The 25,228-nt window shown below is 43.0% G+C and carries 22 protein-coding genes; 8 read left to right on the top strand and 14 right to left on the bottom strand.

The window, feature by feature from the left end:
• Positions 1 to 11: 11 nt before the first annotated feature.
• Positions 12 to 371 (bottom strand): thioredoxin family protein, encoded by a 360-nt coding sequence (locus tag QZ995_RS01330; RefSeq protein ID WP_301802017.1) that lies wholly within the window; start codon positions 369 to 371, stop codon positions 12 to 14.
• A 168-nt stretch (positions 372 to 539) separates the two neighbouring features.
• On the opposite strand from QZ995_RS01330, the gene QZ995_RS01325 reads away from it, so the two are divergent.
• A complete protein-coding gene (locus tag QZ995_RS01325) occupies positions 540 to 1,925 on the top strand; it encodes a hypothetical protein (protein WP_301802016.1) in 1,386 nt (461 codons plus the stop codon).
• A 116-nt stretch (positions 1,926 to 2,041) separates the two neighbouring features.
• Here the strand turns inward: QZ995_RS01325 and murJ are convergent, their stop codons facing one another.
• Positions 2,042 to 3,568, bottom strand: a complete 1,527-nt coding sequence (gene murJ / locus QZ995_RS01320; RefSeq protein WP_301802015.1) for a murein biosynthesis integral membrane protein MurJ — start codon at positions 3,566 to 3,568, stop codon at positions 2,042 to 2,044.
• A 130-nt stretch (positions 3,569 to 3,698) separates the two neighbouring features.
• On the opposite strand from murJ, the gene QZ995_RS01315 reads away from it, so the two are divergent.
• Genes QZ995_RS01315 through QZ995_RS01305 form a run of 3 tightly spaced genes read left to right on the top strand, consistent with a single transcriptional unit; the run spans position 3,699 to position 7,466 of the window.
• Positions 3,699 to 4,979, top strand: coding sequence for an O-antigen ligase family protein (locus QZ995_RS01315; RefSeq protein WP_301802014.1), 1,281 nt, complete (start codon positions 3,699 to 3,701; stop codon positions 4,977 to 4,979).
• 20 nt (positions 4,980 to 4,999) lie between these two features.
• Positions 5,000 to 6,646 carry a hypothetical protein gene (locus tag QZ995_RS01310; protein ID WP_301802013.1) on the top strand — a complete coding sequence of 549 codons (1,647 nt, stop codon included), beginning with the start codon at positions 5,000 to 5,002 and terminating at the stop codon, positions 6,644 to 6,646.
• A complete protein-coding gene (locus tag QZ995_RS01305; RefSeq protein ID WP_301802011.1) occupies positions 6,633 to 7,466 on the top strand; it encodes a hypothetical protein in 834 nt (277 codons plus the stop codon). Before QZ995_RS01310 ends, QZ995_RS01305 begins: the two co-directional genes overlap by 14 nt.
• A 140-nt stretch (positions 7,467 to 7,606) precedes the next feature.
• Here the strand turns inward: QZ995_RS01305 and QZ995_RS01300 are convergent, their stop codons facing one another.
• Positions 7,607 to 9,148 carry a glycosyltransferase family 4 protein gene (locus QZ995_RS01300; protein WP_301802010.1) on the bottom strand — a complete coding sequence of 514 codons (1,542 nt, stop codon included), beginning with the start codon at positions 9,146 to 9,148 and terminating at the stop codon, positions 7,607 to 7,609.
• Positions 9,149 to 9,320: 172 nt separating this feature from the next.
• On the opposite strand from QZ995_RS01300, the gene QZ995_RS01295 reads away from it, so the two are divergent.
• Complete coding sequence (locus QZ995_RS01295) at positions 9,321 to 10,463, top strand: glycosyltransferase (protein WP_301802009.1); 1,143 nt, start codon at positions 9,321 to 9,323, stop codon at positions 10,461 to 10,463.
• A gap of 180 nt (positions 10,464 to 10,643) precedes the next feature.
• Positions 10,644 to 11,471 carry a M55 family metallopeptidase gene (locus QZ995_RS01290; RefSeq protein ID WP_301802008.1) on the top strand — a complete coding sequence of 276 codons (828 nt, stop codon included), beginning with the start codon at positions 10,644 to 10,646 and terminating at the stop codon, positions 11,469 to 11,471.
• A 107-nt stretch (positions 11,472 to 11,578) separates the two neighbouring features.
• Here the strand turns inward: QZ995_RS01290 and QZ995_RS01285 are convergent, their stop codons facing one another.
• The 3 genes from QZ995_RS01285 to QZ995_RS01275 form a co-directional block, all read right to left on the bottom strand.
• On the bottom strand, positions 11,579 to 12,877 hold the full coding sequence (locus tag QZ995_RS01285) for a nucleotide sugar dehydrogenase (protein WP_301802007.1): 1,299 nt from the start codon (positions 12,875 to 12,877) through the stop codon (positions 11,579 to 11,581).
• A 295-nt stretch (positions 12,878 to 13,172) separates the two neighbouring features.
• Positions 13,173 to 13,583 (bottom strand): DUF350 domain-containing protein, encoded by a 411-nt coding sequence (locus tag QZ995_RS01280; protein ID WP_018671300.1) that lies wholly within the window; start codon positions 13,581 to 13,583, stop codon positions 13,173 to 13,175.
• 18 nt (positions 13,584 to 13,601) lie between these two features.
• Entirely contained in the window at positions 13,602 to 15,959 is a 2,358-nt protein-coding gene (locus QZ995_RS01275; protein ID WP_301802002.1) for an endonuclease MutS2, read from the bottom strand.
• Positions 15,960 to 16,163: 204 nt separating this feature from the next.
• Between QZ995_RS01275 and QZ995_RS01270 the strand changes: the two genes are divergently transcribed.
• Entirely contained in the window at positions 16,164 to 16,517 is a 354-nt protein-coding gene (locus tag QZ995_RS01270) for a phage holin family protein (protein ID WP_003335011.1), read from the top strand.
• A 168-nt stretch (positions 16,518 to 16,685) separates the two neighbouring features.
• Here the strand turns inward: QZ995_RS01270 and zapA are convergent, their stop codons facing one another.
• From zapA to QZ995_RS01245, 5 genes are all read right to left on the bottom strand, one after another.
• The gene (zapA, locus tag QZ995_RS01265) at positions 16,686 to 16,976 is read right to left on the bottom strand and encodes a cell division protein ZapA (RefSeq protein ID WP_301801999.1); all 291 of its coding nucleotides are present in this window, start codon (positions 16,974 to 16,976) and stop codon (positions 16,686 to 16,688) included.
• A 95-nt stretch (positions 16,977 to 17,071) separates the two neighbouring features.
• Positions 17,072 to 19,513: a phenylalanine--tRNA ligase subunit beta gene (pheT, locus tag QZ995_RS01260; RefSeq protein ID WP_301801997.1), complete on the bottom strand. Its 2,442-nt coding sequence runs from the start codon at positions 19,511 to 19,513 to the stop codon at positions 17,072 to 17,074.
• A 33-nt stretch (positions 19,514 to 19,546) separates the two neighbouring features.
• Positions 19,547 to 20,581, bottom strand: a complete 1,035-nt coding sequence (gene pheS / locus QZ995_RS01255) for a phenylalanine--tRNA ligase subunit alpha (protein WP_301801994.1) — start codon at positions 20,579 to 20,581, stop codon at positions 19,547 to 19,549.
• A 440-nt stretch (positions 20,582 to 21,021) separates the two neighbouring features.
• Positions 21,022 to 21,849 (bottom strand): TrmH family RNA methyltransferase, encoded by an 828-nt coding sequence (locus QZ995_RS01250; protein WP_301801993.1) that lies wholly within the window; start codon positions 21,847 to 21,849, stop codon positions 21,022 to 21,024.
• Positions 21,850 to 21,853: 4 nt separating this feature from the next.
• Positions 21,854 to 22,507: a potassium channel family protein gene (locus QZ995_RS01245; RefSeq protein ID WP_003335016.1), complete on the bottom strand. Its 654-nt coding sequence runs from the start codon at positions 22,505 to 22,507 to the stop codon at positions 21,854 to 21,856.
• Between the two features lie 133 nt (positions 22,508 to 22,640).
• Between QZ995_RS01245 and sspI the strand changes: the two genes are divergently transcribed.
• Positions 22,641 to 22,877, top strand: a complete 237-nt coding sequence (sspI, locus tag QZ995_RS01240; RefSeq protein ID WP_301801991.1) for a small acid-soluble spore protein SspI — start codon at positions 22,641 to 22,643, stop codon at positions 22,875 to 22,877.
• A gap of 135 nt (positions 22,878 to 23,012) precedes the next feature.
• Here sspI and QZ995_RS01235 read toward each other — a convergent pair whose 3' ends face one another.
• The 3 genes from QZ995_RS01235 to QZ995_RS01225 are packed head-to-tail and all read right to left on the bottom strand — an operon-like array spanning position 23,013 to position 25,131.
• A complete protein-coding gene (locus QZ995_RS01235; RefSeq protein WP_437124703.1) occupies positions 23,013 to 24,095 on the bottom strand; it encodes a M42 family metallopeptidase in 1,083 nt (360 codons plus the stop codon).
• Between the two features lie 32 nt (positions 24,096 to 24,127).
• Positions 24,128 to 24,508 carry a DUF1294 domain-containing protein gene (locus QZ995_RS01230; RefSeq protein ID WP_301801989.1) on the bottom strand — a complete coding sequence of 127 codons (381 nt, stop codon included), beginning with the start codon at positions 24,506 to 24,508 and terminating at the stop codon, positions 24,128 to 24,130.
• Positions 24,505 to 25,131, bottom strand: a complete 627-nt coding sequence (locus QZ995_RS01225; protein WP_301801987.1) for a DedA family protein — start codon at positions 25,129 to 25,131, stop codon at positions 24,505 to 24,507. Before QZ995_RS01225 ends, QZ995_RS01230 begins: the two co-directional genes overlap by 4 nt.
• Positions 25,132 to 25,228 lie beyond the last annotated feature (97 nt).

Raw genomic sequence — 25,228 nt, 5'->3', positions numbered from 1 at the left:
TTTAACCTTCTCTATTCTATCATAACTTTCGCCTGCTGGAGCGCCTCACTTAGCTCTTGCATGTGAATAAATCTCGCTTGTCGATATATTTCTTTTCCATAGGCAAATACAAGTATGGTGGGTCCGGAAAATGCCAAAAACCTTCCAGACAGCTCTGGAAGCTTATCAATAGAAGCTTTGCTTACATGAAGACCTTCAAGTACATGAGATTCCTGTTCTTCAGGATTTGAGGGCTGATCCGACAGCCAGGTATGTAACTTTTGTTCTACAGCCTCGCAGACACCGCAATTCTTAGATGTAAGGAGAACAAGACAGAGCGGAAATGTTTGCAGCCCCTGTTCCATTTCTTCTATGGTCACCCATTCTTTCATCGTCAATTTTCCTCCTAAGCATTTTTATTTATAGTCCTTTTTCCTCTCTATCGGCGTTTCGTCCTGCTCATATTGTAACATTCTTTACAATGAACCACTTCCTGCATTGACGTGTGAAAATAATCACCTAGAATAAAAGAAGAAGGTTCTTTTAGAAGGAGGATTCCTATGAAATGGAAAATCATAATTCCTATTGCCATTTTACTTATAGTTGCTGTAGGCTTTTTTATTTTTAATCAACAACGTAGTGCTGTGTACAAAAATCCAGAAACAGTCGTAAAGCTGTTTAAGCAGGCCGTAGAGCAGAAGCAAGCAGATGTCTTTTTACAAGTGACTACTGTTCCAACTGGTGTCAAAGCCGTATTGACTGATAAAAATGCAGTTGGAATTATTGAAAACTTATCGCAGCATACCGAAACCTGGAAAACATACATAGACTCCCTTGCTGATCAAGCTGTGAGCTATCAAACGAATCCCTCCTATAAGCCAGAGGCCCTAGACGATGCTGAAGAAGCAAATTCTTTACTAGTATTAAAAAAGGAAGGTAGCTTATACAAGGTACAGGTACGTCCCATCCATATGAAATTAATTGGACCAAAAGGAACCAAACTAGCAACAGGAGAGCAAGGTGTAGAGATTGTTCCTGAGACCCAATCAGAACCTTCTGATCAAAAACAAGCGAAACAACAGACATCTGAACAGGATGGCGAAGATGAACAAGTTACTTTCAAGGTAGGCCCCTTCTTCCCGGGAGAGCATTTTATGAATGGTAGTTTACCTACCCTGCTCGGCACAGTGACTACCGAAATCAAATTTGATGTTAATTATGGTCGTTCTAAACGGTTCAAAGTGAATTTCCCCGTTCGTGACATTAAGGTGTACACCAATGTTAAAAACGCCGCTTTATTCCATAACGGTCAAGCTATTCCCGTTACCTTTGAAAAAAGCTTTACCGGCTACGACGCTTTAATCAAAAACGCTCCCAAAAAAGCTCTTGAATTTACGGTCAAAGCCTCTACACCACTCGGTGAGGTAACTAAGACGGGTACATTGGGCGAACAAGATACATTTATTGATTTACCGCTCCAAATTTCCCAAGCAGGTAATATTGAAGGCGATGTCTCCGCTTTCTTTACAAATTATAATAAAGCATGGCTTCAATATGCCAAGACGAAAACAACCGTTGACCCTCTCTTACCTTATCTCTCCCCAGAGGGCGATGAGAAACAGAGTTATGAGCGTGAAGTTGAGCAATTTGAAACTGCACCAAACATTCTAAAACAAGTCTTTGTGGGTGAATTGCTTCATTTAGAAATTGACTTTGGCTCTTTGGAAATAGTAGATGACTCCCATTTAAAAGTAATGGTAAGAGAGGTTTATCAAGATAAATGGAAAAATCTTGGCACCAATCAAATAGAGGAACACGGGCAAGATGAACAATGCTGGGAATATGAGCTGCACAAAATAAAAGATAAGTGGCTGCTAGCATCCACTCGTGCTGCATCAGTGTCCCGCTTTGGTCTTAATCCTAATCAGGTGAAGAAATTAAAGTAGGCAAAACGTTATAGAAATGAGAAAAGGCAATCACCGTACACAATACAGCGAATGCCTTTTTCTATATAGGGAGAAACCTTTTCTCTTGCTAATCGTCATTTGATAGAGAATGTCTCCTACTTCTTTATAAAGCGTCCCGCTATCTTGCCGACAATATCCTTCACAAGCGGTTCGCGCAAAATAAACAACACTGTAAAGTAAATGACTGTAGACACGGTACCGCCTACCAGCAAATCGAGAAGCCTACCCGATTCCAGCATCAGAACTCGGAGAATGAAGGCGACAACGGACATGACTGCGCAGGCAATCAAAACCTTTGCTACTGTCAACAGGAAGTCCCAAGTAAGAAGCTGACCAATGGATCGCCAGAGTAACAAAAACAATAGAATAGACTGCACCATTGCGGATACAGAAGCACTTAATGCTACACCGCCATGCTCTAAAAGCGGGGTAAACATTTTAGCAGTCAACAGGTAAACTCCGATTCCTATCACTCCCACAATCACGGGTGTACGGGTGTTTTCTAAGGCATAAAACGCACGTGTAATCAAATCGCGGGCCGCTAAGAAATAAAGACCCATGCCATAGAAAATAAGACCAAAGGCAGTCCAAGCTAATGCTTCTTCGTTAAAAGCGCCCGATTGGCGAACAAACAGAAGACTAATCAAATTTTCGCCGTATAAAATGAAGCCAATCGTCACTGGAAACAACAAAATTAGTAAATAAGACAACCCTTTTTCCAGCGTAGCTTTCATTAAATGCATTTCTTTACGCTTTACGTAATTGGCCAGCAGTGGAAATAAGGGTAATGTAAATGCCCCAACAAAAATAGCCATTGGTAGCTGAGCAATCTGATTAGCATAAGAAAGTGCCGCAACCTTTCCATCCCCAAGCCCCGTAGTTAATCCACGTTCCAGAAAGGTGGTGGTTTGCGAGATAACGGAACCAATGAGGATTGGCACAACCCGTTCACCCATGCTACGCAATTCAGCGTCCTGACGATATTGCAGGTTAAACCGTTGACTATAGCCATATTTACGCATGGCTGGCCACATCACGACTAAAGCAGCTACATAACCAAGAGTGGTCGCTATTGATAAACCATCTACTCCAACGATTGGTACCAGAGCAACCATGGCAAGGATAACAATAACACTGTTCGCTACCGTGCCTAATGTAGATGTAAAGAAATGATGATGCGCATTTAAGACGCTTGCCCATAATCCAGCTAGACCAATAAAGAAAACAGATGGCCACATCAACTGTAATTGCCGGATGGTAAGTGCCGCTTTCTCACCGCTCACTCCATACATCAGAGCAATCTGGGGAGAGAGGAAATAGCCGGCCACAGTCAGGGCAAAAAAGCTAAAGATTATGAGCGCCAGCATTTTATGGTAGAGAACAGAAGCCTTCTGTGTCTGATTATCTTCTAGTATTCCTCGCATAGTGGGGATCATCACTGCATTGATCGCTCCCGGAATGATCATGAACAAGGTCATGGGAATCGTTAAGGCAAGAAAGTAGGCATCCGCCTCCATTCCTGTTCCATACAAATGTGAAACATAGAGTGTGCGAACAAAGCCTAGCAAGCGTCCTATTAATGTTATTACTACTATCATGGATGCAGTTTTTAGTAAATTCACAGCTCGTAATCTCCTAATTCTTGCGCGCTACTTATCTGTCAGTTAACAACGCTAGATTTCTTTTCCTTGCTACCCTATCTTATGATTCATTATAATGGTAGGGTCGAACATATGTGTAGGGGGACTTCGCTTGAAAACGAATCTAAAAAAGTTGGTTATGAATCCTACCAACTGGATTTACTTATTACTCACCTATCCTATCATTGATTACGCAATGCGTAAATTTATCCCGATTGGATTTATTGTTTCTTTGTGGGATGAAGGCGTACTTACTGTCCTCCTTCTGTTTACCTTTATTGCGTATGCAAAAGGCCACCGTACCATGCCTGGCATTAAACATGCGTTCCTTGCCTTTTTGATATTTGGCCTGGGACTTATGTTTATGGATATGACTAATTTTAATGCTAGCGTGGAAGGTTTTCGAGCTATATTCCAATATATGGTTGCATTATTAATCGGCTTCTATCTCATTGAGTCGAAAGAACAAATGCAGAGTTTCTTGAAAGCCTTCACCTTAGTTGGTCTATTCGTAGCCTTGATTGGCGTAATGCAGGTTGTACTTGGGGTGGAAGTAAACAGCTCCTGGACAGGAGAAAACGAATCAATGAAGAGACGTGCATTCTCCATTGTAACAAGCCCGAACGTTTTGGGTAGCTACATGATCCTTACCATTCCAATTGCAGCCGGCCTATTTTTGCAAGGGATAACGAAAAAGCAAAAGCTTATCTGGGGGCTGACATCCCTGATCATGCTAGTTTGCCTTATTGCAACAGGCTCGCGCGGAGCTTGGTTCGCTCTGCTTGCTGTATTAGTCATTGGCTCTGTATTTGTGAACCGGAAAGTTTTCTTATCCATTGTAGCCGTAGCCATAATTGGCGGTGTTGTTTTATTGGCTGTACCAGAGACAACTCCTGTCATCGGTAAGGTACAAAACCGCATTACTACTCTGTTTACTGAGGACTATTGGGAAAAGAGCAGCCAAAGCGGCCGAGTCGCGCGTTGGACGAATGCTTACCACCGGATGCGACTAGAACCATTATTTGGTGCTGGACCTGGTCATTGGGGCGGAGCCGTGGGTTCCCGTTATTTTGGAACCATCTATACTGACAGCTATATTTTTAAAACGTTGGCTGAAACAGGGATCATTGGCTTGACTCTATTGGTTACCATGATGCTTGCCATTGTTAAGTATGCGGCTCAGGCGACCCTGCGCTGGAAAAACACGCCGTATTTCTATACAGGCTTAGGATTATTCTGCGGTTTTCTGGCAGTGTTCTTTCACAATTTTGTGGAAAACATCTTTGAAGTGCCGTTTATGTCTACCTTCTTCTGGCTCTTAGGCGGAATGGTAGCGGCACTAGCCACTCTTGACTTCCGGTACGCCAACCGCAAAATTGGCTCCAGATCTTAAACGAGAAAAAGGTGAATTGTATGCGACAGCTGTTTAGGCTGCAAACCTTATACTGGGCAGTTTATGCCTTTGCCCTGTTTATCGCTTATAACTTGGTGGTCAAGGTCGCTTTTATTGATCTGTCATGGATTGCACTCGTGATCTTTGTGCCACTGCTTATTGGGACGTACTTCCTCATTCATAAAAAGGAACGGCGTCAGGTGATTATTTTTACAATTGGTTTTTTGCTGTTAGATAAAGCATTGACCACATTAGATGATCGTATCTTGGTCAAATATGTAATAGGCGCGTTTGGAGCAATTATTGCAATTGCTTTACTGGTTAAGTTTTACGGTAAAGTGAAATGGAACGCTGTATTTGCACTTGTTGCAGTAGCTTGCTTGACTAATTTCACCTATGCGCGTGATAATCTGGCAGCGATTAATCATTTTGTTTTAAAAGCAGAAACAGACCGTCTGTATAAAGGGGAATGGGTCGACTACTTCCCAATCACCCTGTATGACATTGACGGTGATGGAACAATGGAAATTCTGACGTATGGCAACGCAGATGAAGTTGCAGATGTAGAAGAAGATAAAATTCCAGAAACACCGGAAGAAAAAAAGGCAACTGCTGAAAAACTTCTCTATTTAAAAGATGAGCCTATTTCGCTTTATGTTTTAAAATGGAAAGACGGCAAGCTTGTGCGGTTAAAGCAAGATCAGTTTACGCCACAGCAGTGGAAAAACGCTTTGGCACAAATGCCAACGGACTACCCTGGGTTCCCATATTACGCGCAGACGGAGAAGCAATTAGTGCCTACCGTACAGCGTCAAAGCTACACAGAAGCCATGATGCAGTCCGGTACAGCGCCATTCCGCGCTTTATTGCTGGATTTGGCACAGGTAGATAAAAAATTGACTGACCAAGATGGTTATACGTATAAAACCAATCAATTTAATAAGCCAACCAAATTCCATGATGTGGAGATTAAAAATGGATTTTTAACTGGCTCCTATGGTCAAATCTCCTTCCAGTACAAGACTCGTGGTACTAAGATTTTAGACACGATGCGCCTTCCTGGTGGAGAAGAAGGACTTCTGGTATTGGACGAAGACCTAGCTGTCATTACCGTTAAACCTGATGCTACTGTGGAAGAAAGCTACCGCTTAAATCGTAAATCCCTAAAGGGTGGACTTGCAATGAGCGATATTATGGTAGCAGACATCGACCATGATAATCAGGACGAGCTGTTGATTGGCGGCGTTCCTTCGTATATCCTACGCCCAACCGCGGACGGTAAATGGGATATGTTATTTGCAAGTAGTGAAAAAGACACAAGCTTCCGCTTATCCAATTATGCAAGCATTGGTAAGAACGAACATCCAGAGCTGATTGCTCAAGCAAAAAGCTGGGTGAGTAGCTTTGACCGTCGTTATCTCTCCGGCTTTGACTATACACAGGATGGGCTGAAGCAAAATTGGAAGATTTATTTACCATTAATTAAAATCCAAGTTGGAGACATTGACGGAGACCAAGAGAACGAGCTGGTTGCTACGATGTACGATAATCATCGTATTCTAGTATTCAAACGCCATCAGATCCCTGTCTTCCCAATCGCTGTCGGCATCACCATAGCACTGTTTGCTTTTGGTATCGTGAGGAGGGTTCATTATGCTTCGAAATAAGGGAAAATGGTTGCTGGCGAGCATAACTGCGCTCACTCTCCTCTCCGGTTGTACGTATGAATCTGCTCCAAAGGAGTTTGTAAAGCTTGAGGATACGGCTCCTGCCGGCATTACCCCTGCTGAAAATCCTGCTGCCGTTTTACGTGCTGCTTTGGAAAAGGGAAAGTCTTCCTTTGAGATGATGAAAAATGGTGTCAAAACTAAGGTCGATCCTAGTAAATACTGGTTCAGCGGCTACGTGAAAAATCGGATGATGTCACGTGAGACTACAAGTATGTTTGATGGTATCGTGGAAGGACCAGATGCTTATCAGGTGACTGGTCGTATCGCTCGTCAGGAATTTGTTTACTACCGTAAGGGTGACGAACGCTATATTTTCAAAGGCGGCAACTGGATCACAGCACGCGAGGAACCGATTCCTATCGATGTATTTCGCGGTTATGAAGCCTGGTTACCTTTCTTAGACAAAGCAGTGCAGATGCCTGATGAAAAGGTGATTAGCACAGAGACTATTCCGTATCAGATCAAAATTACGGGTAAGGAATGGGTAGAGAAGGCTGATAGCGATCTTTTTGCAGCCTTTAAGGAGCAATTACAGGATCGTCCGGATATCAACGAGATTCTGGCTAACACCACCATTAAGATGACCGTAGGAATTGGGAAGGATGATGGATTGATTCATAGCTATCAAACCTGGATTATCCTGCCGATCCCAGGTGGTGGCTACATGGATCAGGAAGTTAAGTTCACTTTCTTTAAATATGGGGAAAACATTAAAATGAAAGATCCAGAAGAAGTGAAAAAATATTTACTTGATTAATTTATAGGATCAGCTTTACAAATAAAAAACTCTCTATTGCTTGTCAGTTACTGACCGATAGAGAGTTTTTTTGTATTTGTTCTGAACCATTACAAAAAGCGTGCGAGTGTGTGACACTCAAACACGCTTCTGCTGTTAGTTTATTGTTGCCCAGGGTCTGCTTTCTGAGCTTCTCTAGTATCGCCAACTAGCTTATTCATAACCTGTGCCAGTTGGCCAGCCTGTTCACGTCGTTCGTAGCGCTTAACACGTTCATAGAAGCTCTCATCGCGTTGTGGACCAGCCCCGTTCTCCTTTTGCTGTTTCCACTTCTGATACAGATGTAGATACGCTTGCTTCATTGCTTCCTTATCAGTAGGATTGGCTACCTCCCCTAAACCAAAGCGCTGAATGATCTCCGTCGCCTCTCCTGGCATATTTAATGCTAAAATAGGCTTTCCAACCCCCATGTATTCATAAAGCTTACCAGGGATATAGGCTCCTGCATCAGGAGTCACGTCGCCAATCATCAATAGAGCATCTGCACCACTCATCAGGCCTAGTGCTTCTTTATGAGGCAGATTGCCCAGCACTCTCACTACTTTCTGCAAACCAAGCTGCTCTACGCAATCTCGATTGTCTGTATAGCCCGGATAGTCAAAGACACCTGCAAAGGATAAGCATATCTCCTGTTGATCAACTAGGCCTTCATCAATCAATTCCTTGATCGCCCCCAGCAATAATCGCGGATTGCGTTTCTGATATAAAATACCTGCATAAGCGGCATGAAACCGATCAGGCACCGTATGTGCAGGAGTCAGCTTTGCAAAATCGGCTTTGTCAAATCCATTATAAATTAGCTCCATTCGGTTTGCGGTAGCTGGATATTTCGTTTGGAAATTTTCAGCAAATGTAGCAGTCACTGTTGTAATAACATCAGCTTGCTTCATGACCTTCGCTTCCATCCGCTCTTCCAGGCGCTCACGCCAAGCTATACCTGACCGATGCATATTTTGAGTCCAAGGATCTCGGAAGTCTGCAATCCATTTACAGCCGAACTCTGCTGCTAGCTTACGAGCAACAAGGTGGTTTGTTACTGGACCAGATGTAGAGAAGATAACATCAATGCGGTGGTTGCGCATGATCTCACGCCCCACCTTCAATGCCTCAGGATACCATAATATTTGATCATCCGGGATAAGCAGGTACGGCTTTATTTTTTTGGCTGTTTGTAATAATGTGCTCTTAAGCCGTGCAATCAAGGAAGGCTGATCGCTTCCCTCAGTCTGTTGTCTTGAAGCTGTTGCTACATGTTCTGCTTTTGTGACTGTTCCCTTGCTGTCGGCTTCCCCTTTTTCTTTTACACGATCAGAATTCGAATCGGATCCATTATTTCTTGCCGTAGGATTACTGGAGGCCTGCTTAGTATCACCTTGCTTGCCAGACGATGCTTGCGTATTTTTTGCTGGTTTACGGAATTTCGCAGTCAGCTCCTTTGCTCGATGGATGTGCACATCTGCAGGAACATCTGCCAGCAAACTAGGATCAAGGGTAGCATGATAGCTCGGATCAGCAGTAAGCACATGTACACCCCAGCCGAATTCCCCTAGATATTTAGCCATTTTAAGCGGACGCGGAACGCCACCGCCTCCAATTGGTGGAAATATATACGAGAGTATTAATACATTATGTCGCTTGTCCATATCTATTTTCCTCATCCTTATTCACGTTTCTACCAGTTATTCACTTGTTAAAGCTAAAACAAGTCTATAAAAAAATGTCACGTTAACCATACCATAAGTACGGTCATATTGCGAATCACTGCTTCATCTGGTATATTTGAAATGGTCTGTTGGAAAGGTTCGGGTGGATTACATGACAAGCAAACTACGTGTCCTCCACGTAATCGGCGGTGGAGAATTTGGTGGAGCTGAACAGCATATTCTCAATCTGCTTACTTCTTTTTCTAAGAAGCAAGTAGAGGCAGCCGTCGTATGCTTTTACGATGCGTTATTTGCGAGAAAATTGCGTGAAGCTGGTATCAAAGTGACAACATTACATACATATGGACGCTTCGATTTCCGTATTTTGCAGGGATTAAAGCAGGAAATTATCGCTATGAATCCAGACATTGTGCATACGCACGGAGTTAAAGCTAACTTTTTGGGAAGGTTGGCGACTCGTTCAATGGACTGCACAACATTTACCACAGTCCATAGTAATTTAAAATATGATTACGTAAGTCCACTGGCTTCTTTTGGCGCAACCCTTATGGAAAAACAAACACGCCGCTGGACGGATCACTTTATAACGGTAAGTAAGGCACTCCAAACAGTTTTAATAGAAGATGGCATTCCTCAAGAAAAAACAAGTGTAATCTTTAATGGAATGGATATTACCCCGTTCCGCATCGAAAATAAAGCAGAAGTGCGTGACGCACTACGCAAAGAGTGGGAAATCCCTGCCGATGCTTTTGTGTTTGGAAACGTCGGGCGTATCGTGCAGATCAAGGGACTTCCTTATTTACTTGAAGCTTTTGCTCAGGTGTTAGCTAGCACGCAAAACCATCCTAAACTTTATTTAGCAATAATCGGGGATGGTGTAGACCGTCCAGCTCTTGAAGATCAAGCACGTCAGCTTGGAATTGCCGAGCGAGTTCGCTTCGTTGGCTTCCGTACCGATGTCCCTCGTTGTCTTCAAGCATTGGATATGTATGTGCACGCTGCGTTGTACGAAGGACTAGGTTATACGATCGCTGAAGGAATGGCTGCATCTTTACCTGTAATAGCTACAGATGTTGGAGGTGTGGGTGAATTTGTCATTTCAGAAGAAACTGGACTGTTAGTTCCTCCAGCTGAAGCGGGCGTTTTAGCACAGGCCATGCTCAGACTTTGGCAGGATCATGAGCTTCAGCTACGCTTAGTTAAAAACAGCACTGAAATGATTGACCGTGAATTTACAATTGAGCAAATGGCGGAACAAACCATTCACCTTTACGAGCAAAAACGAAAGCCATAATCGACAAAGAATCTATGATAACATGAAAATAACCTAAGCATTCATGCTTATACCCATAATTCATTTGCAAAAACGACTTCTTCCCCTCCAGCTAAGGGAACAAAGTCGTTTTTTCTTTGTTTCATTGTCTGAATCCTTGTACAATAGAAGTGGAACTACATAGAAAGGTTGTGCGTAATCGTGAAAGTATTTATATCCTGCGATATGGAAGGAATCTCGGGCATTACCGATCCTACTTATATTAATCCCGATACAGGCAGCAATTATCAAAGAGGCCGTGCCTATATGACTCACGATGTGAATGCTGTGATTGAAGGAGCCATAGCCGCTGGCGCTACTGAAATTTTGGTAGCAGATAGCCATGAAAATCTTAATAACATTCATTTGGAGGATTTGCATCCAAAAGCCCGCCTGCTACGCGGAACCCCACGCGATCACTCTATGATGCATGGCCTAGATGAGACCTATGATGCCGTTTTTTTAATCGGCTATCACACCCGTCAAGGCGTTCCAGGAGTTCTTAGTCATACGATGTCACGCGTCATTAAAAACATGTATATAAACGGTCGAGTTGTTGGCGAATTTGGTTTTAATGCCATCTATGCCGGTTTATGCGGCGTACCAGTCTGTTTGGTATCTGGCGACAATCTCATCGCGGAGGAAGCCCTAGAGCTCATTCCTGACATCCAGACCGCTATCGTTAAATATGCAACATCCCGCACTTCCGCAATCTGCCTTTCGCTACAAGAAAGCCGTGAAATTCTGCAAGAGCAAGCAAGCCTAGCTTTGCAGCGTTGTAAGGAAATAGTACCACTTGCTACTGAGCTGCCACTTGAATTAAAAATAGAGTTCTCTCATTACGGCCAGGCTGAGATGGCCGCAATTGTTCCAGAAACAGTAATCATTCCGAACACCACGGAAGTTACCTACTACGCAAAAAATCAGTCTGATATGTATAAAACCATGCGTGCGATGATGAACTTAGCTAGTACAGTCCCGTTCTGTTAGCATCCCGCTTAGCTCCTCAAGATAAAAAACGTCCTGCCCCCTTCATCAGCTTTGACTGGGACAGGACGTTTTCTGTATGCTTTTCCTCGGCAAAACTTTATCTACATCTAAATTCGCTTCACTTTCACTTGCTCATCAAGCGTACGCGGAATTCTATTTTTCAAATCTAAAACCACAGGGGTTAACGCCATTTTCCCAGTTACCTCAGCCCAATCAAGCTCGGTGAACTCTTGCTGCATCGCAGCTAGCACCAACGCATCAGCGCCAGATACAGCAACTTCTAGGCTGTCTTTTTTATGAGCATACGGCGTATGAACAGCAGGATCATAAGACGTAACCTCTACCCCTTTCGCCAGCAATAGCTCAATAAAATCGTGCACAGGACTAATGCGGTCATCATTGGAAAAATCCTTCATAGCTAAACCAAACACAGCTACCTTACTGTCAGCCAAACGTTTGCCCACCGATTGTAGTGTTTGCTCCAGCATGTCTACCAGCACAGAAGGAATGCCATCGTTAATTTTACGTGCAGTAGTCAAAAGCGGTAGGTCAACATGCAGTTCCTTTGCTTTTGGAGCCAAATAATAAAGGGCATTCGGCAAACAGTAACCACCTACACCGGGACCTGGCGTTAATAAATTGACGCGAGTATGGGTATTAGCAACCTTAATTAATTCAAAAACATCAATATCTGCTGCTTCTGCAAATCTTGCAAACTCTTGAACCATCGCAATATTTACGTCTCGCTGAATGTTCTCAATAACCTTGGAGGCTTCTACTACGCGAATATCTGTAACAGTAATCTCTGTCTCACTAATAAAGGAAAGTAATTCTTTTCCTTTGGCAGCACTCGCCTCATTAATACCGCCTAATGCTAGAGGCATGTGAATAAACTCCTCAAAAGCCCGTCCTTCTGCAATACGTTCGGAGCAATAGCTTAGATAGAAATCCTCGCCTGCCTTCATGCCGCTCGCCTCTTCAAGTAATGGCTTCACAACTTCTTCCGTTGTTCCCGGAATCACGGTACTGCGGATCATGACATGATCGCCCTTTTTGAGTTGGCTTCCTAATGATTGAGCAGCACTTTTTAAATATTGCAACTCAGGATCACCATTTTTAACCGGGATGCCTACTGTTACGATATAGTGGTCAACCTGTTGTTTAGCTTCCTCATAGGAAGTGGTGGCATGAAAACGACCTGCCTCCACCTGTTCTTGTAAAATTTCTGGCAATGTCTTGCCTTTATATGCTTCCAGATGGTGAGATTTTCCTTCGTTTGTTTCCTTTACAAGCTGTTCGGAAACATCGATTCCGACTACCTTTGCACCTTTCATCGCGTAGGTTAGCGCAAGTGGCAAACCTACAAAACCAAGGCCTACAACCGCGACACGAATAGGATGTGTCATAATAATCTCCTCTTTCCTTTGTTTCTCCACGTATATATGCTACGTATGTAGTAACTACGATAGATAGTAAATTCCTAACCCCAGAAAAACAAGGCCGCAAATAAACAACGCTTTGTACAGTTTATCCAAATTGCTGCCCCCTCACTATGAGAGATTCTTTCTACCCTTCTCAAAGCCATATTATACCCTGCCTAACGTAAAAAGGACAGCCATTCACAAAAATTGCCGTCCTGATCACGCTTTGAATAATCTTCATGAATTCTTACATGTCCAGATTTATCAGCAAGAATTGCACCTACACCACCAAGCTAGCTCCGATGATGTATGAAAAACCGATGGATAGAAACATGGAAATCAGCCCGATTGCGCGGTTATCTTGCTCAATTTCATGATCGATTTTTAGACTTGGCGTCATGAATTCAAAGATAAAGTAGGCAAGTAACATCAATAAAAATCCGTAGCTAGCATGTAGAAGGGATGCCCCTAGCTTCTCATGCTGCTGAATGGAAAACCGGAAAATATTAGCAATCCCAAATATCTTCCCACCTGTTGCCATGGCTACAGCAAGATTTCCCTTTTTTAATTCGACCCAGACCCGATACTTTGTAACCAATTCAAAAATAGAGATAAACAGGATCATTGCAAGACCTGTCACAGCAAAATAGGTAGCTGTGGCCAGATACGTATTTTGAAATAAGATCGCCATAAAAGGCTCTCCTCCCCGCTATTTCAATTCTACAATGGTAGCGCCCACGCCGCCTTCACCTTGACCACCTAAGCGGAACGATTTCACACTGCGGTGACGGCGCAAAAATTCATGAACACCTTTGCGCAAAACTCCTGTACCATTCCCATGAATAATGGATACCTTGTGGAAACCTGACAATACCGCATCATCCAGATAACGATCTATTTCTTGAATGCTATCCTCTACATTGTAACCGCGTAGATCCAGATCTAATTTAACGCTATTAGCTTCTCTCTTAATGGTCGTGTACTGTATTGGCTTTTTCGGCTGTACTGATTCCTTCACCACATGCATATCATCTTTTTTGACTTTCATTTTAATGATTCCAAGCTGAACTAAATATTCACTGCTGGATACCTTATCCAAAACGGTTCCCTTTTGTCCGAAGCTATCTACCATCACCTCGTCACCAATCTTGATTTGAGTGGCGCGAACTGCTTTGGCTGGTTTTTTCACCTTTTCTTTTTCCAGCTCCAGCACTGCATTTCCTAGCCGCTTTTTAGCATCAATGAGACGGTGTTCTTTAAAATCAACGCCCTCTTTGCGCATTTGACGCAACTCACGAATAATTTCTTCCGCTTCTTCACGGGCTAGTTGGACGGCGATACGCGCTTCTTCCTCCGCTTTTTCTAGCAAGCGATTTTTTGTCTCAGCGAATTGACGACGCTCCTCTTCTAATTGCTGACGTAATTCTTCTGCTTGCTTGCGAATATTTTCAGCGTCTTCACGTTCTTTTTCTGCCGTTTTCTTATTAGATTCCAGAGAGGCAATCATTTTCTCAACCTGATTTTCCTCTTTAGACACAGAGCGGCGAGCTTTATCAATGATCTGCTCGTTTAGGCCAAGACGTGATGCAATCGCAAATGCATTCGAACGCCCCGGAACCCCGACCAATAATCGGTAGGTTGGGCGCAGCGTCTGTACATCGAACTCTACACTGGCATTCACTACCTCTGGAGTATCATATGCGTAGGCTTTTAACTCACTATAATGCGTTGTAGCTACTAGCCTAGCCCCTTTGGCTAACACATGATCCAAAATGGACATTGCAAGCGCAGCGCCCTCTGTAGGGTCTGTTCCTGCTCCTAATTCGTCAAACAGCACAAGGCTTTTTTCATCCATTTGATCTAATATGCGGATGATGTTAGTTAAATGACTAGAGAATGTAGATAAACTCTGCTCAATGGACTGCTCATCTCCTATATCTGCAAAAATAGATGAGAATACTGCCATCTCGGTTTCTTCTTGTGCTGGTATATGAAGGCCCGCCATTGTCATTAAGGACAACAAGCCCAATGTTTTGATGGATACAGTCTTACCGCCAGTATTAGGGCCTGTGACTACAATGCCTGTATACTCTTTACCCAATTCTACATCTAGTGGAACGACCACCTTTGGATCAATCAGCGGATGACGTCCCTTTTTAAGCAAAATATAGCCTTCTTCATTTAATTTTGGACTGATGGCTTTCATGCTGTATGCTAACTGCGCCTTTGCAAAAATAAAATCAAGCTCAGCTAACACGGAAAGATTCTCCAATAACATATCCACATGATCTGCTACTAGTACGGTTAACGTATAAAGAATGCGTTCCACTTCATGCTCTTCTTTTAATCTAGCCTCGCGCAGCTTGTTATTCATCGACACAATTACTTCAGGTTCAATGAATAATGTAGCCCCTGACGCAGATTGATCGTGTACAATACCGCCAAAATGCGAACGATACTCCTGTTTGACTGGAATAACAAAGCGATCTCCACGAATGGTGACAATGTTTTCCATCAGCATTTTTTGTGTAGATGAGGAACGAGTCATTTGGTCAAGCTTTTCGCGAATTCGCGCTTCAGAGCTTCTAATCTCCTGACGAATCTGACGCAATTCAAGACTGGCGCTATCGACTACTTCACCGTTATCATCAATACAGCGTTTTATTTCTGTTTCCAGGTCGCGCAGGCCCTCAATTCTCTCTACCAGGCCTTGCAAAATGGAAAGCTCATGCTCCTCGGAAATATCATTAATAAACTGTTTAAGACGGCGTCCTGCATGCAAAGTAGTAGCAATATCAAGAAGTTCCAGAGGTGCTAAGATCGAGTTCAATCGAGCACGCTGGATCGGTCCACGGATATTGCGAATACCGCCCAAAGGCACGCTTCCTTTAACACGTAGCACCGTGCTTGCTTCCTCTGTTTGTCTTTGTGCATGACGAACAACATCTATATGATTAAAAGGCTCAAGTGACTCAGCCAGTTCTCGTCCGAGCTCTGATGTGGTTTTCTCCATCAGCATGGCGATGATTTTGTTAAATTCCAGCGTTCGTAAAATCCTTCGCTCCACGTATGCTGCCCCCTTCTTATCTAATCATTTTATTATACCATGCCGTGCTATTAAATTTACAAAAAACCATTTCATGAAAAATCCAATTTCTATCTGGATAGGTTGCCCATTGAAATAATTACATGCTATTTGTTGTACATACTTTATTTCCTAGTAAGCCAAAATGAAAACGTACACCAACCCTACTACAAGGAGGACTCGTTTATGAGTTTTATGCGTCACGTTATTCGCTTTATCGTTGCCGCAATTGTTCTGATGTTCGTCGGCTTCCTGGTACCGGGCTTTGCCGTAAACGGTTTTTGGACTGCCTTGCTTGCAGCAGTTGTTATTGCCCTCATTGGTTGGGGTGTCGAAAGCATTTTTGGTGATAAAATCTCTCCCTATAATCGTGGGATTGTCGGTTTCATCGTAAGTGCTATCGTCATTTACCTAACACAATTTTTGGTACCGGGTTTCCGCGTTACTGTGCTTGGCGCCTTGCTTGCTGCTTTGGTCATCGGGATTATTGACTTGTTTATCCCAATTAAAAATAAGATGGATATGCGCAACGGGGACTAATGAAGCCTAATGTAAAGCAATGCCTGTTAGGAAAACAACATACACTCGTATGTATTAGCAAAAGAGACTGCCCATGGCGGTCTTTTTGCATGCTGATGCTCGCACCGCCTGCTGTATATGAAAGGGCTGTTGAGAAATTATCTCAACAGCCCTGTAACTTCATACGGTCTATGTTGTATGTTTATCATTTGAAGGCAATTTACTGGCATCTTCCTGCAGCAGTCTGAGCAACTCCTCATACTCCTGTCGCAACCGGAAATACTCATCAGCAATGTTTACTGAGCTTAATACAGCAATTTTAGCCGTATCTAGCCGAAAGTTCCCCTGCGCGATTTCTTTCATTTTATCGTCAACATATCTGGCTACCATCCGCATGTGGCTGCTACTAGCCTTCCCGCTCAGGCGATACTGCTGACCATAGATTTCGACTGATAAACGATTTTTCCCATCTTCCTGCACGGAGTCTTCCTCCTTGAATAGCCCGACTATACGCTCATTACTACTAGGTTACTGAAAATGACTGTATTCGTCAAGGAATTTGATGGAGGTATTTACTAGGAACGTAATTCTGCTCCTACCTTGGTCAATGCTTCAATCACTTTTCCGGTGATCTCTTGCACTTCTTCATCCTGCAAGGTTCTCTCTGGATGACGATACACAATAGAGTAAGCTACGCTCTTTTTGTCTGAAGCGATGCGCTCTCCTGTATAAATATCAAACAAAGTAACTGACTCAAGCAATTCACCTGACTCTTCACGAATGATTGCTTCTAATTGTGCCACTGGTAAGCTACGTTCTACCACTAACGCTAAATCACGAGTAATAGCAGGGAACTTCGGCAGTGGTTTGTAATCAGTAAGATCTGTCGCAAAGCTGAACAGTTTTTGTAAATCAAATTGGAATACATAGGTTTCATCCAAATCATGATCCTTCTCCGTCTTAGGATGAAGCTGTCCCATATAACCGATCACTTCGCCTTCAAAGATGACATCGGCTGTACGTCCGGGATGCATTCCTTTGCGATTTTTATTCGCGGAATATGTTACAGCAAGAGGATTAACTCCTAAACGGCTAAACAAGGATTCAACCAGTCCTTTCACCGTGTAAAAATCAACAGGAGCTTTTACCCCCATCCAATTTACTGGCACCCACTGACCTGTTACAAGGCCACCCAGATACAACCGCTGCTCAGGTTGTTCTGTTAATTGTTCTTGTTCGGATAAGAAGACATGGCCTAATTCAAAGAAAGCTAAATCTTGATTTTGTCTATTCTTGTTATACGTTGCCGTTTCTACAAGGCTTGCCAGCAAATTGGTACGTAATACGCTATGCTCTTCGCTAATTGGCATGGCTAGTGGCACAGGATGTAGATTACGTTCGTCCTGCAATCCGCTAAATTGTGCCAGTTTATCAGGATGCAATAATGCATAAGAGATTGTCTCAGACAGTCCAGTACCAATTAAGTGATGACGTGTAATGCGACGCAATTGTTGTTCCTTGGTTAACCTGCCTTGAATTGATTCCCCAGTTGGCAATGTTACTGGAATTTGATCATATCCATAAAGGCGTGCAACTTCTTCAATTAAGTCCTCAGGCAGCGTAATGTCGCCACGGCGTGTAGGAACCGTTACAGTGAACAATGCTCCATCTTCTTGCTCTGTCTGGTCAAATGTAAACTGTAAACGAGTAAAGATATCTGCCACTTGTTCCCTTGTAATACTTGTGCCTAGATGCTGATTAATTTTTGCAAGGGAGACAGAAACCACAACAGGTTGGTTTACCGTGATGGTTTGTTTAGCTGCCCCTTTCGATACCTTGGCATGGGCTAGCTTTTGAATTAAATGTGCAGCGCGATCGGATGCAACAGAAACACGCGATTGATCAACGCCCTTCTCCCAACGAACACAGCCTTCTGTACGCAGATTCAGCATTTTAGACGTACGGCGGATAGAAGCTGGCGTGAAGTAGGCTGATTCTAAAATAATCTCCTTTGTATTGTCGACGATCTCGGAGTTTGCTCCTCCCATTACGCCGGCGATACCCAAGCCTTTTTCTTTGTCAGCAATAACTAATGCTTCTGAATCAAGAGTACGTTCTTGATCATCTAGCGTGGTTAGCTTTTCATTTTCTTGTGCCAAGCGAACAATAATTTGTTGATCGGATACTTCTTTGGCATCGAACGCATGCAATGGCTGTCCGTATTCCAGTAATACGTAGTTGGTAATATCCACTACATTATTGATTGGACGAGTCCCTGCTGCCATTAGACGATTCTTCATCCATTGCGGGGCACTTGCAATCACTGCGTCAGTGAAGTGTCTGCCCACGTATTCATAGCAATGCTCGCTAGCTTCAATTGCAACCGTAACAGGATTTGCTTCTCCATCCTCTGTTACTGATGTATCTGGCAATGTAACCTCACGTCCATAAAGCGCTGCTACTTCATAAGCTACTCCTAGCATGCTTAAACAGTCAGAACGATTCGGGGTCAAACCCAATTCCAACACGTAATCATTCAATCCTAAATACTCAATGGCATCTGCACCCAGCTCAGCCTCTTCTGGCAAAACGAGAATACCTTCCTGTTGGTCCTTCGGAAGCAATTTATCGTTTAATCCTAGTTCTTTTGCCGAGCAAATCATCCCTTGAGATTCCACACCGCGAAGCTTTGATTTTTTAATTTTAAAGTTCTCAGGTAACACTGCACCGATCATCGCTACTGGAACTTTTTGTCCTTGTGCCACATTTTGAGCCCCACAGACAATTTGTAATAGCTCCCCTTGACCTACATCTACCTTTAGAACGCTTAGACGGTCTGCATCTGGATGTTTTTCACGTTCCTGAACATAACCGATAACAACACCTGTTACACCTTTATTAAGGGATTCAATACCCTCAACCTCAATTCCACTGCGAGTCATTTTTTCCGCTAATTCCTGCGGTGTTATATCCGTTAGATCAACATATTCTTTTAACCATTGATATGATACTTTCATTGCTTACATAATCCCCTTTCTTTGGCGAACCGACTAGGAGCGGTTAAATTGACGTAGGAAACGCACATCATTTGTATAGAAATTACGAATATCCTCAATACCATACTTCAGCATTGCAATGCGCTCTACTCCCATACCAAATGCAAAACCGCTAACTTCCTGCGGATTATAGCCTGCCATTTCAAGAACGCGAGGATGAACCATTCCAGCACCCAAAATCTCAATCCATCCCGTTTGTTTACAAATACGGCAACCCTCTCCATGACAGATTACGCACTGAATATCCACCTCAACGCTTGGTTCCGTGAATGGGAAAAAGCTAGGACGAAGACGAATTTGCTGGTCTTCTCCAAACATTTGCTTAGCAAACGTGAGCAACGTTCCTTTCAAATCACTCATGCTGATGCCTTTTCCAACCACAAGACCCTCAATTTGAGTAAATTGGTGGGAATGTGTCGCGTCATCATCATCGCGGCGATACACTTTTCCAGGGCAAATAATTTTAACTGGCGTTTTTCCTTCTTTTTTTAACATGGTACGAGCCTGTACAGGCGAAGTATGCGTACGCAATAACAGCTCTTCTGTGATGTAGAAGGAATCCTGCATATCACGTGCTGGATGTCCTTTTGGCAAATTAAGCATTTCAAAGTTGAAATGATCCAGCTCCACTTCAGGTCCCTCTGCTACTTCATAGCCAAGTCCAATAAAGATATCTTCCAATTCTTCAATAATACGGGACAAAGGATGCATTGTTCCCGTCGGTACAGGACGGCCTGGCAGTGTCACATCAATGGTTTGCTTATTTAGCTTCGCTTCTAATACACGTGCTTCAAATTCCTGCTGTTTGGAAAGAATCGCTTCTTCAATCACTTGACGAACTTCATTCACTAGCTGGCCAATTTTTGGGCGCTCTTCAGCAGACAATCCCCCCATACCACGTAAAATTTCTGTTAATTCGCCTTTTTTACCTAAGTATTTAACACGAAGCTCCTGAAGCTCCTGTCCTTCGCCCACTTGCTTCAATAGATCAAGTGCATTTTCTTTTAACTGTTGTAAACGCGTTTGCACAACAATCTCTCCTTTGTTTACAAATAAAAATACAACAAAAAAACTTCCTCCCTAAAACAGGGACGAAGTTTAATTTCCGCGGTACCACCCTAGTTAGACATCTCATGATGTCTCACCTTCGCATCCGTAACGTGGATGAACCGGTTCCTCCTACTTAAAGTCCGATTGTTACTTTGATCTTAGCCAGTTAAACTCCAAGCATTTGATCACAGCTTTTCAATCTTGAGTTCTTCAGAGGTCTGCTCATGAGTGAATTCCATAGAGATCACGCAAAAGTGCTTCCAGTCGCTCGCAAGCGGCACCTTTTCCCTGAACACGTCATCTGTTCTATGTACTAGTCTCAATCCTAGCATTTATGACAATTATTTTAGAATTTGCGATTAATTATACCTCACAATGGGGTCACTTGCAAAAGAAAACCAGATAATATCCCAAAAATCTTAGTCGCAACCACAATCAGCTTTGCGCTGACGTACTGCCTCATACAACATTACCCCTGTGGCAACAGCGGCGTTTAACGATTCTGTCCGTCCATAGATTGGTATGTGAATCAGCTCGTCTGCTTGAGACAGAACGGAATCAGACACACCTCGTGCTTCATTCCCAATCACTATGGCAACTTTTCCGCCATATACCGGTTCATCATACTCTCGACTTTGTTGTCCAAGAGCTGTCACCAGTATACGTCCGCCTGCCATTTTTATTTGTTCCGATACAGTTTTAACATCACAAATGAATACGGGCATCCGGAAGAACGAGCCCATCGTTGAACGCAATACCTTACCATTGTAAAGGTCGACACTGCCTCGTCCCATCAAAACAGCATCTACACCAGCCGCTTCTGCTGTTCGCATAATCGTGCCTACGTTACCAGGGTCTTGTAATTCATCAAGAATAAGTATGAGAAAATCGTATTTTCGCAAATTATTCCATTCCGTATCCCAATCATTGGACCGCATTTTCACTTCTGCTACGATTCCTTGCGGTGTCTTCGTTTCAGATAATTTACTTAACACGACATCCGTTGTAGATATGCATTTGACAGGATAAGAGAATGCTTCAAGCGCTCTCATTACCGTAGCAGGCAATCCTCTGCCCTCGTCAAATAAGAGCGTAACTACTTCCATATTAGACAATAGAGCTTCCTCCACTAAATGCTCTCCCTCTATGAGGAAACGCCCTGCTGCTTCTCGGCCCTTTTTGGTTTGCAATTCCTTCAAACGCTTTACTAAAGGATTTTGCAAGGATTGTATATGTTCTACTTTCATGTATTTATGCCTTCTCCTCGAATTCTTTCAAATCCATATTATGACCAATAACAACCAATACATCATCATGCTGCAAAACAATGTCCGGGCCCGGGGAAATGTTAAACGATTGGTTACTCTTAATAGCAATAACGTTTACCCCATACTTAGCACGAACGTCAATGTCGCGTAGAGACTGTCCAACCATCGAATGAGATACGACAACCTCAGCCACGCTATAATCTTCAGCAAGCTCGATAAAATCCAGTACATTAGCTGATATTAAATTATGAGCCACACGTATTCCCATATCACGCTCGGGGAAAACCACTCGATCAGCCCCGACCTTATAAAGAACCTGCCCATGACGCTCGTTTTGTGCTTTTGCTACAATTTTTTTAACGCCCATTTCTTTTAGAATCAGTACAGTCAAGATACTGGCTTGAATATCAGCACCAATGGATACAACTACAACGTCAAAGTTACGAATTCCAATTTCTCGCAATGCCATTTCATCAGTAGAATCGGCAGCAACCGAATGTGTTACATTTTGGATATTTTCATTAATACGCTCTTCGTCTTCATCGATTCCCATCACTTCATAGCCCATTTCGTATAAAGCATGAGCCACACTGGAACCAAAGCGTCCCATTCCGATAACGGCAAATTGTTTTGACATGATTCAACCTCCCATTTGTCCTACTAGATTATAACATAGCGCTGAAACAGTACAAAAGGAATGTAAATGTAGCGTTCAACGAATACTAACGAGGATCATCTTTATTTTTGATGTAAAAAGGAGTGTTATACAGGTGAATATTAATGCGTTAAATCTTCGTCAAGCTATCATGTATAAAATGCAGGGTTCCAGTCCTGCCTCCGTGGAAGAAACGATCAATGATGCGATTCAAAGCCGTATGGAAAAAACCTTACCAGGACTTGGCGTATTATTTGAGGTGCTATGGCAAAACAGCAGTTCCGATCTGCAACAGCAAATGGTCACTACCATTTCCGAGCATATTCCAGCGAATACAGCCTCTCCTGTATAACGCAAGATATCTCTTTACTTTGCTACTTCTTTTTTACCAAAAGACAATGGGGACTTGCAAGTTAAGTTACCGTTGTCTTTTTTGCATAGAAAAAGGCGAGCCTTGGTTTACAACCAAAGCCCACCTTGTTATTGCTTATTCAAAAGAAGTCAATTCTGCTACTTTTTCTTTATCTAAGCGTCTCACCAAAGCAATCAATAATTTTACCAGATTCTCATAATCATCATAATGAAGCACAGAAGCATGACTATGGATGTAGCGCGTTGCTACAGAAAGCGCAATGGATGGTACCCCACTACCCGTAAGCGTAAATGCCGCCGCGTCTGTAGCTCCACCTGGAATGGAAGTTAATTGATACGGTATATTTTCCATTTCAGCCGTCTCAATAACAAAATCACGTAATTTTTGCGGCGCAATCATGCGAGCGTCATACAGCCCGATTTCAACCCCGGCACCTGCTTTGGATGGTGCATCATTTTTGCTGACGCCTGGCGTGTCACCAGCGATACCCACATCTACGGCGATACCAATATCCGGTTTTACCACATTAGCTACGGTGAAAGCTCCGCGAGTACCAACTTCCTCCATTACAGTTCCTGCTGCATACAAGGTGTTAGGGTGCTCCACGCCCTGAAGGCCCTTCATTAAGTCAATAGCAGCAGCACAACCCATGCGATTATCCCATGCTTTCGCCATTAACATTTTTGGATTTTTTAATACAGTAAATGGACACACCGGAATAATCGGATCACCCAAACGAACCCCGAATTCCTCTGCTTCTTTTTTACTGGAAGCTCCAATATCCACAAACATATCTTTGATCTCAACCACTTTACGGCGCTTTTCCATTGGCATAACATGAGGCGGAATAGAGCCTATTACTCCATCTAGGAAGCCATCCTTGGTTTGAATATGTACTCGCTGTGCCAGCATAACTTGCGGCCACCATCCACCCAGCGGTTGAAATTTCAGAAAACCTTCATCTGTAATCCGCGTTACCATGAAGCCAACTTCGTCCAAATGTCCTGCGATCAGCACTTTAGGCCCGTTATCATCGCCTGTTTTTCTAGCAATCAAGCTCCCTAAATTATCATAAGTAATTTCATCTGCGTACGGTTCTATGTATGATTTCATAACCTGACGAGCTTCCTGTTCAAAACCGGGTACACCATGAGCCTCTGTTAGATCACGTAGCATTTGTTCAGTCTTTTGATCCATATCTTTCATTCCTTTCTGCGTTGCGTGTTGTATCATACGAAATATGGTATCACATAATACCACATGACATACAAAACCCCACCATTCCATAATAAACAAAGTGGTATCAGAACACAAAAAGACGGATGCTTGGTTTTATGACGCCATAAGAGCATCCCTAAACCTACGCCTGCAGCACCTCCAAGCGCAGCCAGCAAAAAAAACGTAGCCTCGGGTATTCTCCAAGAGTTATGCTTGCGAGCAAGACGTTTATCCCATCCCATTGCACACAGCGCATAAAGATTGATGAACACAATTGCTACTGAAATAAGCAGAAGCTGATGTAATACAACTCCAAATAACAGCATAACCAATGTTACTAGAAAAATACTATTTCTCTGTCGCTTATGAGCCTGTAATTTTTTCGGGATCACTTTCGATCCCCCTCTGGTGTTTTATTCGAACGTTTTTTTAAGCAGCAATAGCGATAAAGAATCAAGCCTATTATTAGGGCTAGTATCACCCACAATGTGATAAACCCATAATGACGGCTCACAGCGATAATATGATCGACATGGTTACCAAAAAAATAACCTAAAAAATAGAAGGCTAACGCCCAAATCAGACCAGTGGTGTAGGAATATAGCGCATATTTACGAAAAGTCATACCTCCGACTGCTACAACATATGGCACTAAATGACGTACAACTGGCAGCAAATAGCTGATAAACAGTGAAAACGTACCATATTTTTGGATGAGTCCGGTCGATCGATCTATATAAGATCCGAATTTCTTTTTCTTAGCTAACCGAGTAAGTATAGGTGGACCTACCCAACGTCCTAAAAAAAAGCCGATAGACAGACCTGAAACCACTCCCAGGTAGCCAGCCAGAAAAGCATAGTACGGATTCAAGTAACCAAGAGCAGCCACTAGTCCACCTGTTGCTACTACCAGCTCATCAGGAACAGGCAGACCCACAATGCCCAGCCATAAGAGAAAAAAGATGGCCAGATATCCATATTGTTCAATAAATTGAAGTAACACATCCACACTCATGTCCAAAGAAGCTCCCCTTTTGTCTTATCTGAGATCCAAACGTCTTTGTCGTTGGTATTACGATTTACTTATCATTTTCGTTACATTCCTCATTGAA

Source organism: Brevibacillus laterosporus (assembly GCF_030489605.1).
In the GTDB taxonomy this organism is placed as follows: domain Bacteria; phylum Bacillota; class Bacilli; order Brevibacillales; family Brevibacillaceae; genus Brevibacillus_B; species Brevibacillus_B laterosporus_E.
Note: the sequence above shows the minus strand (reverse complement) of the source record. Positions and strands in the feature narration are given on the sequence as shown.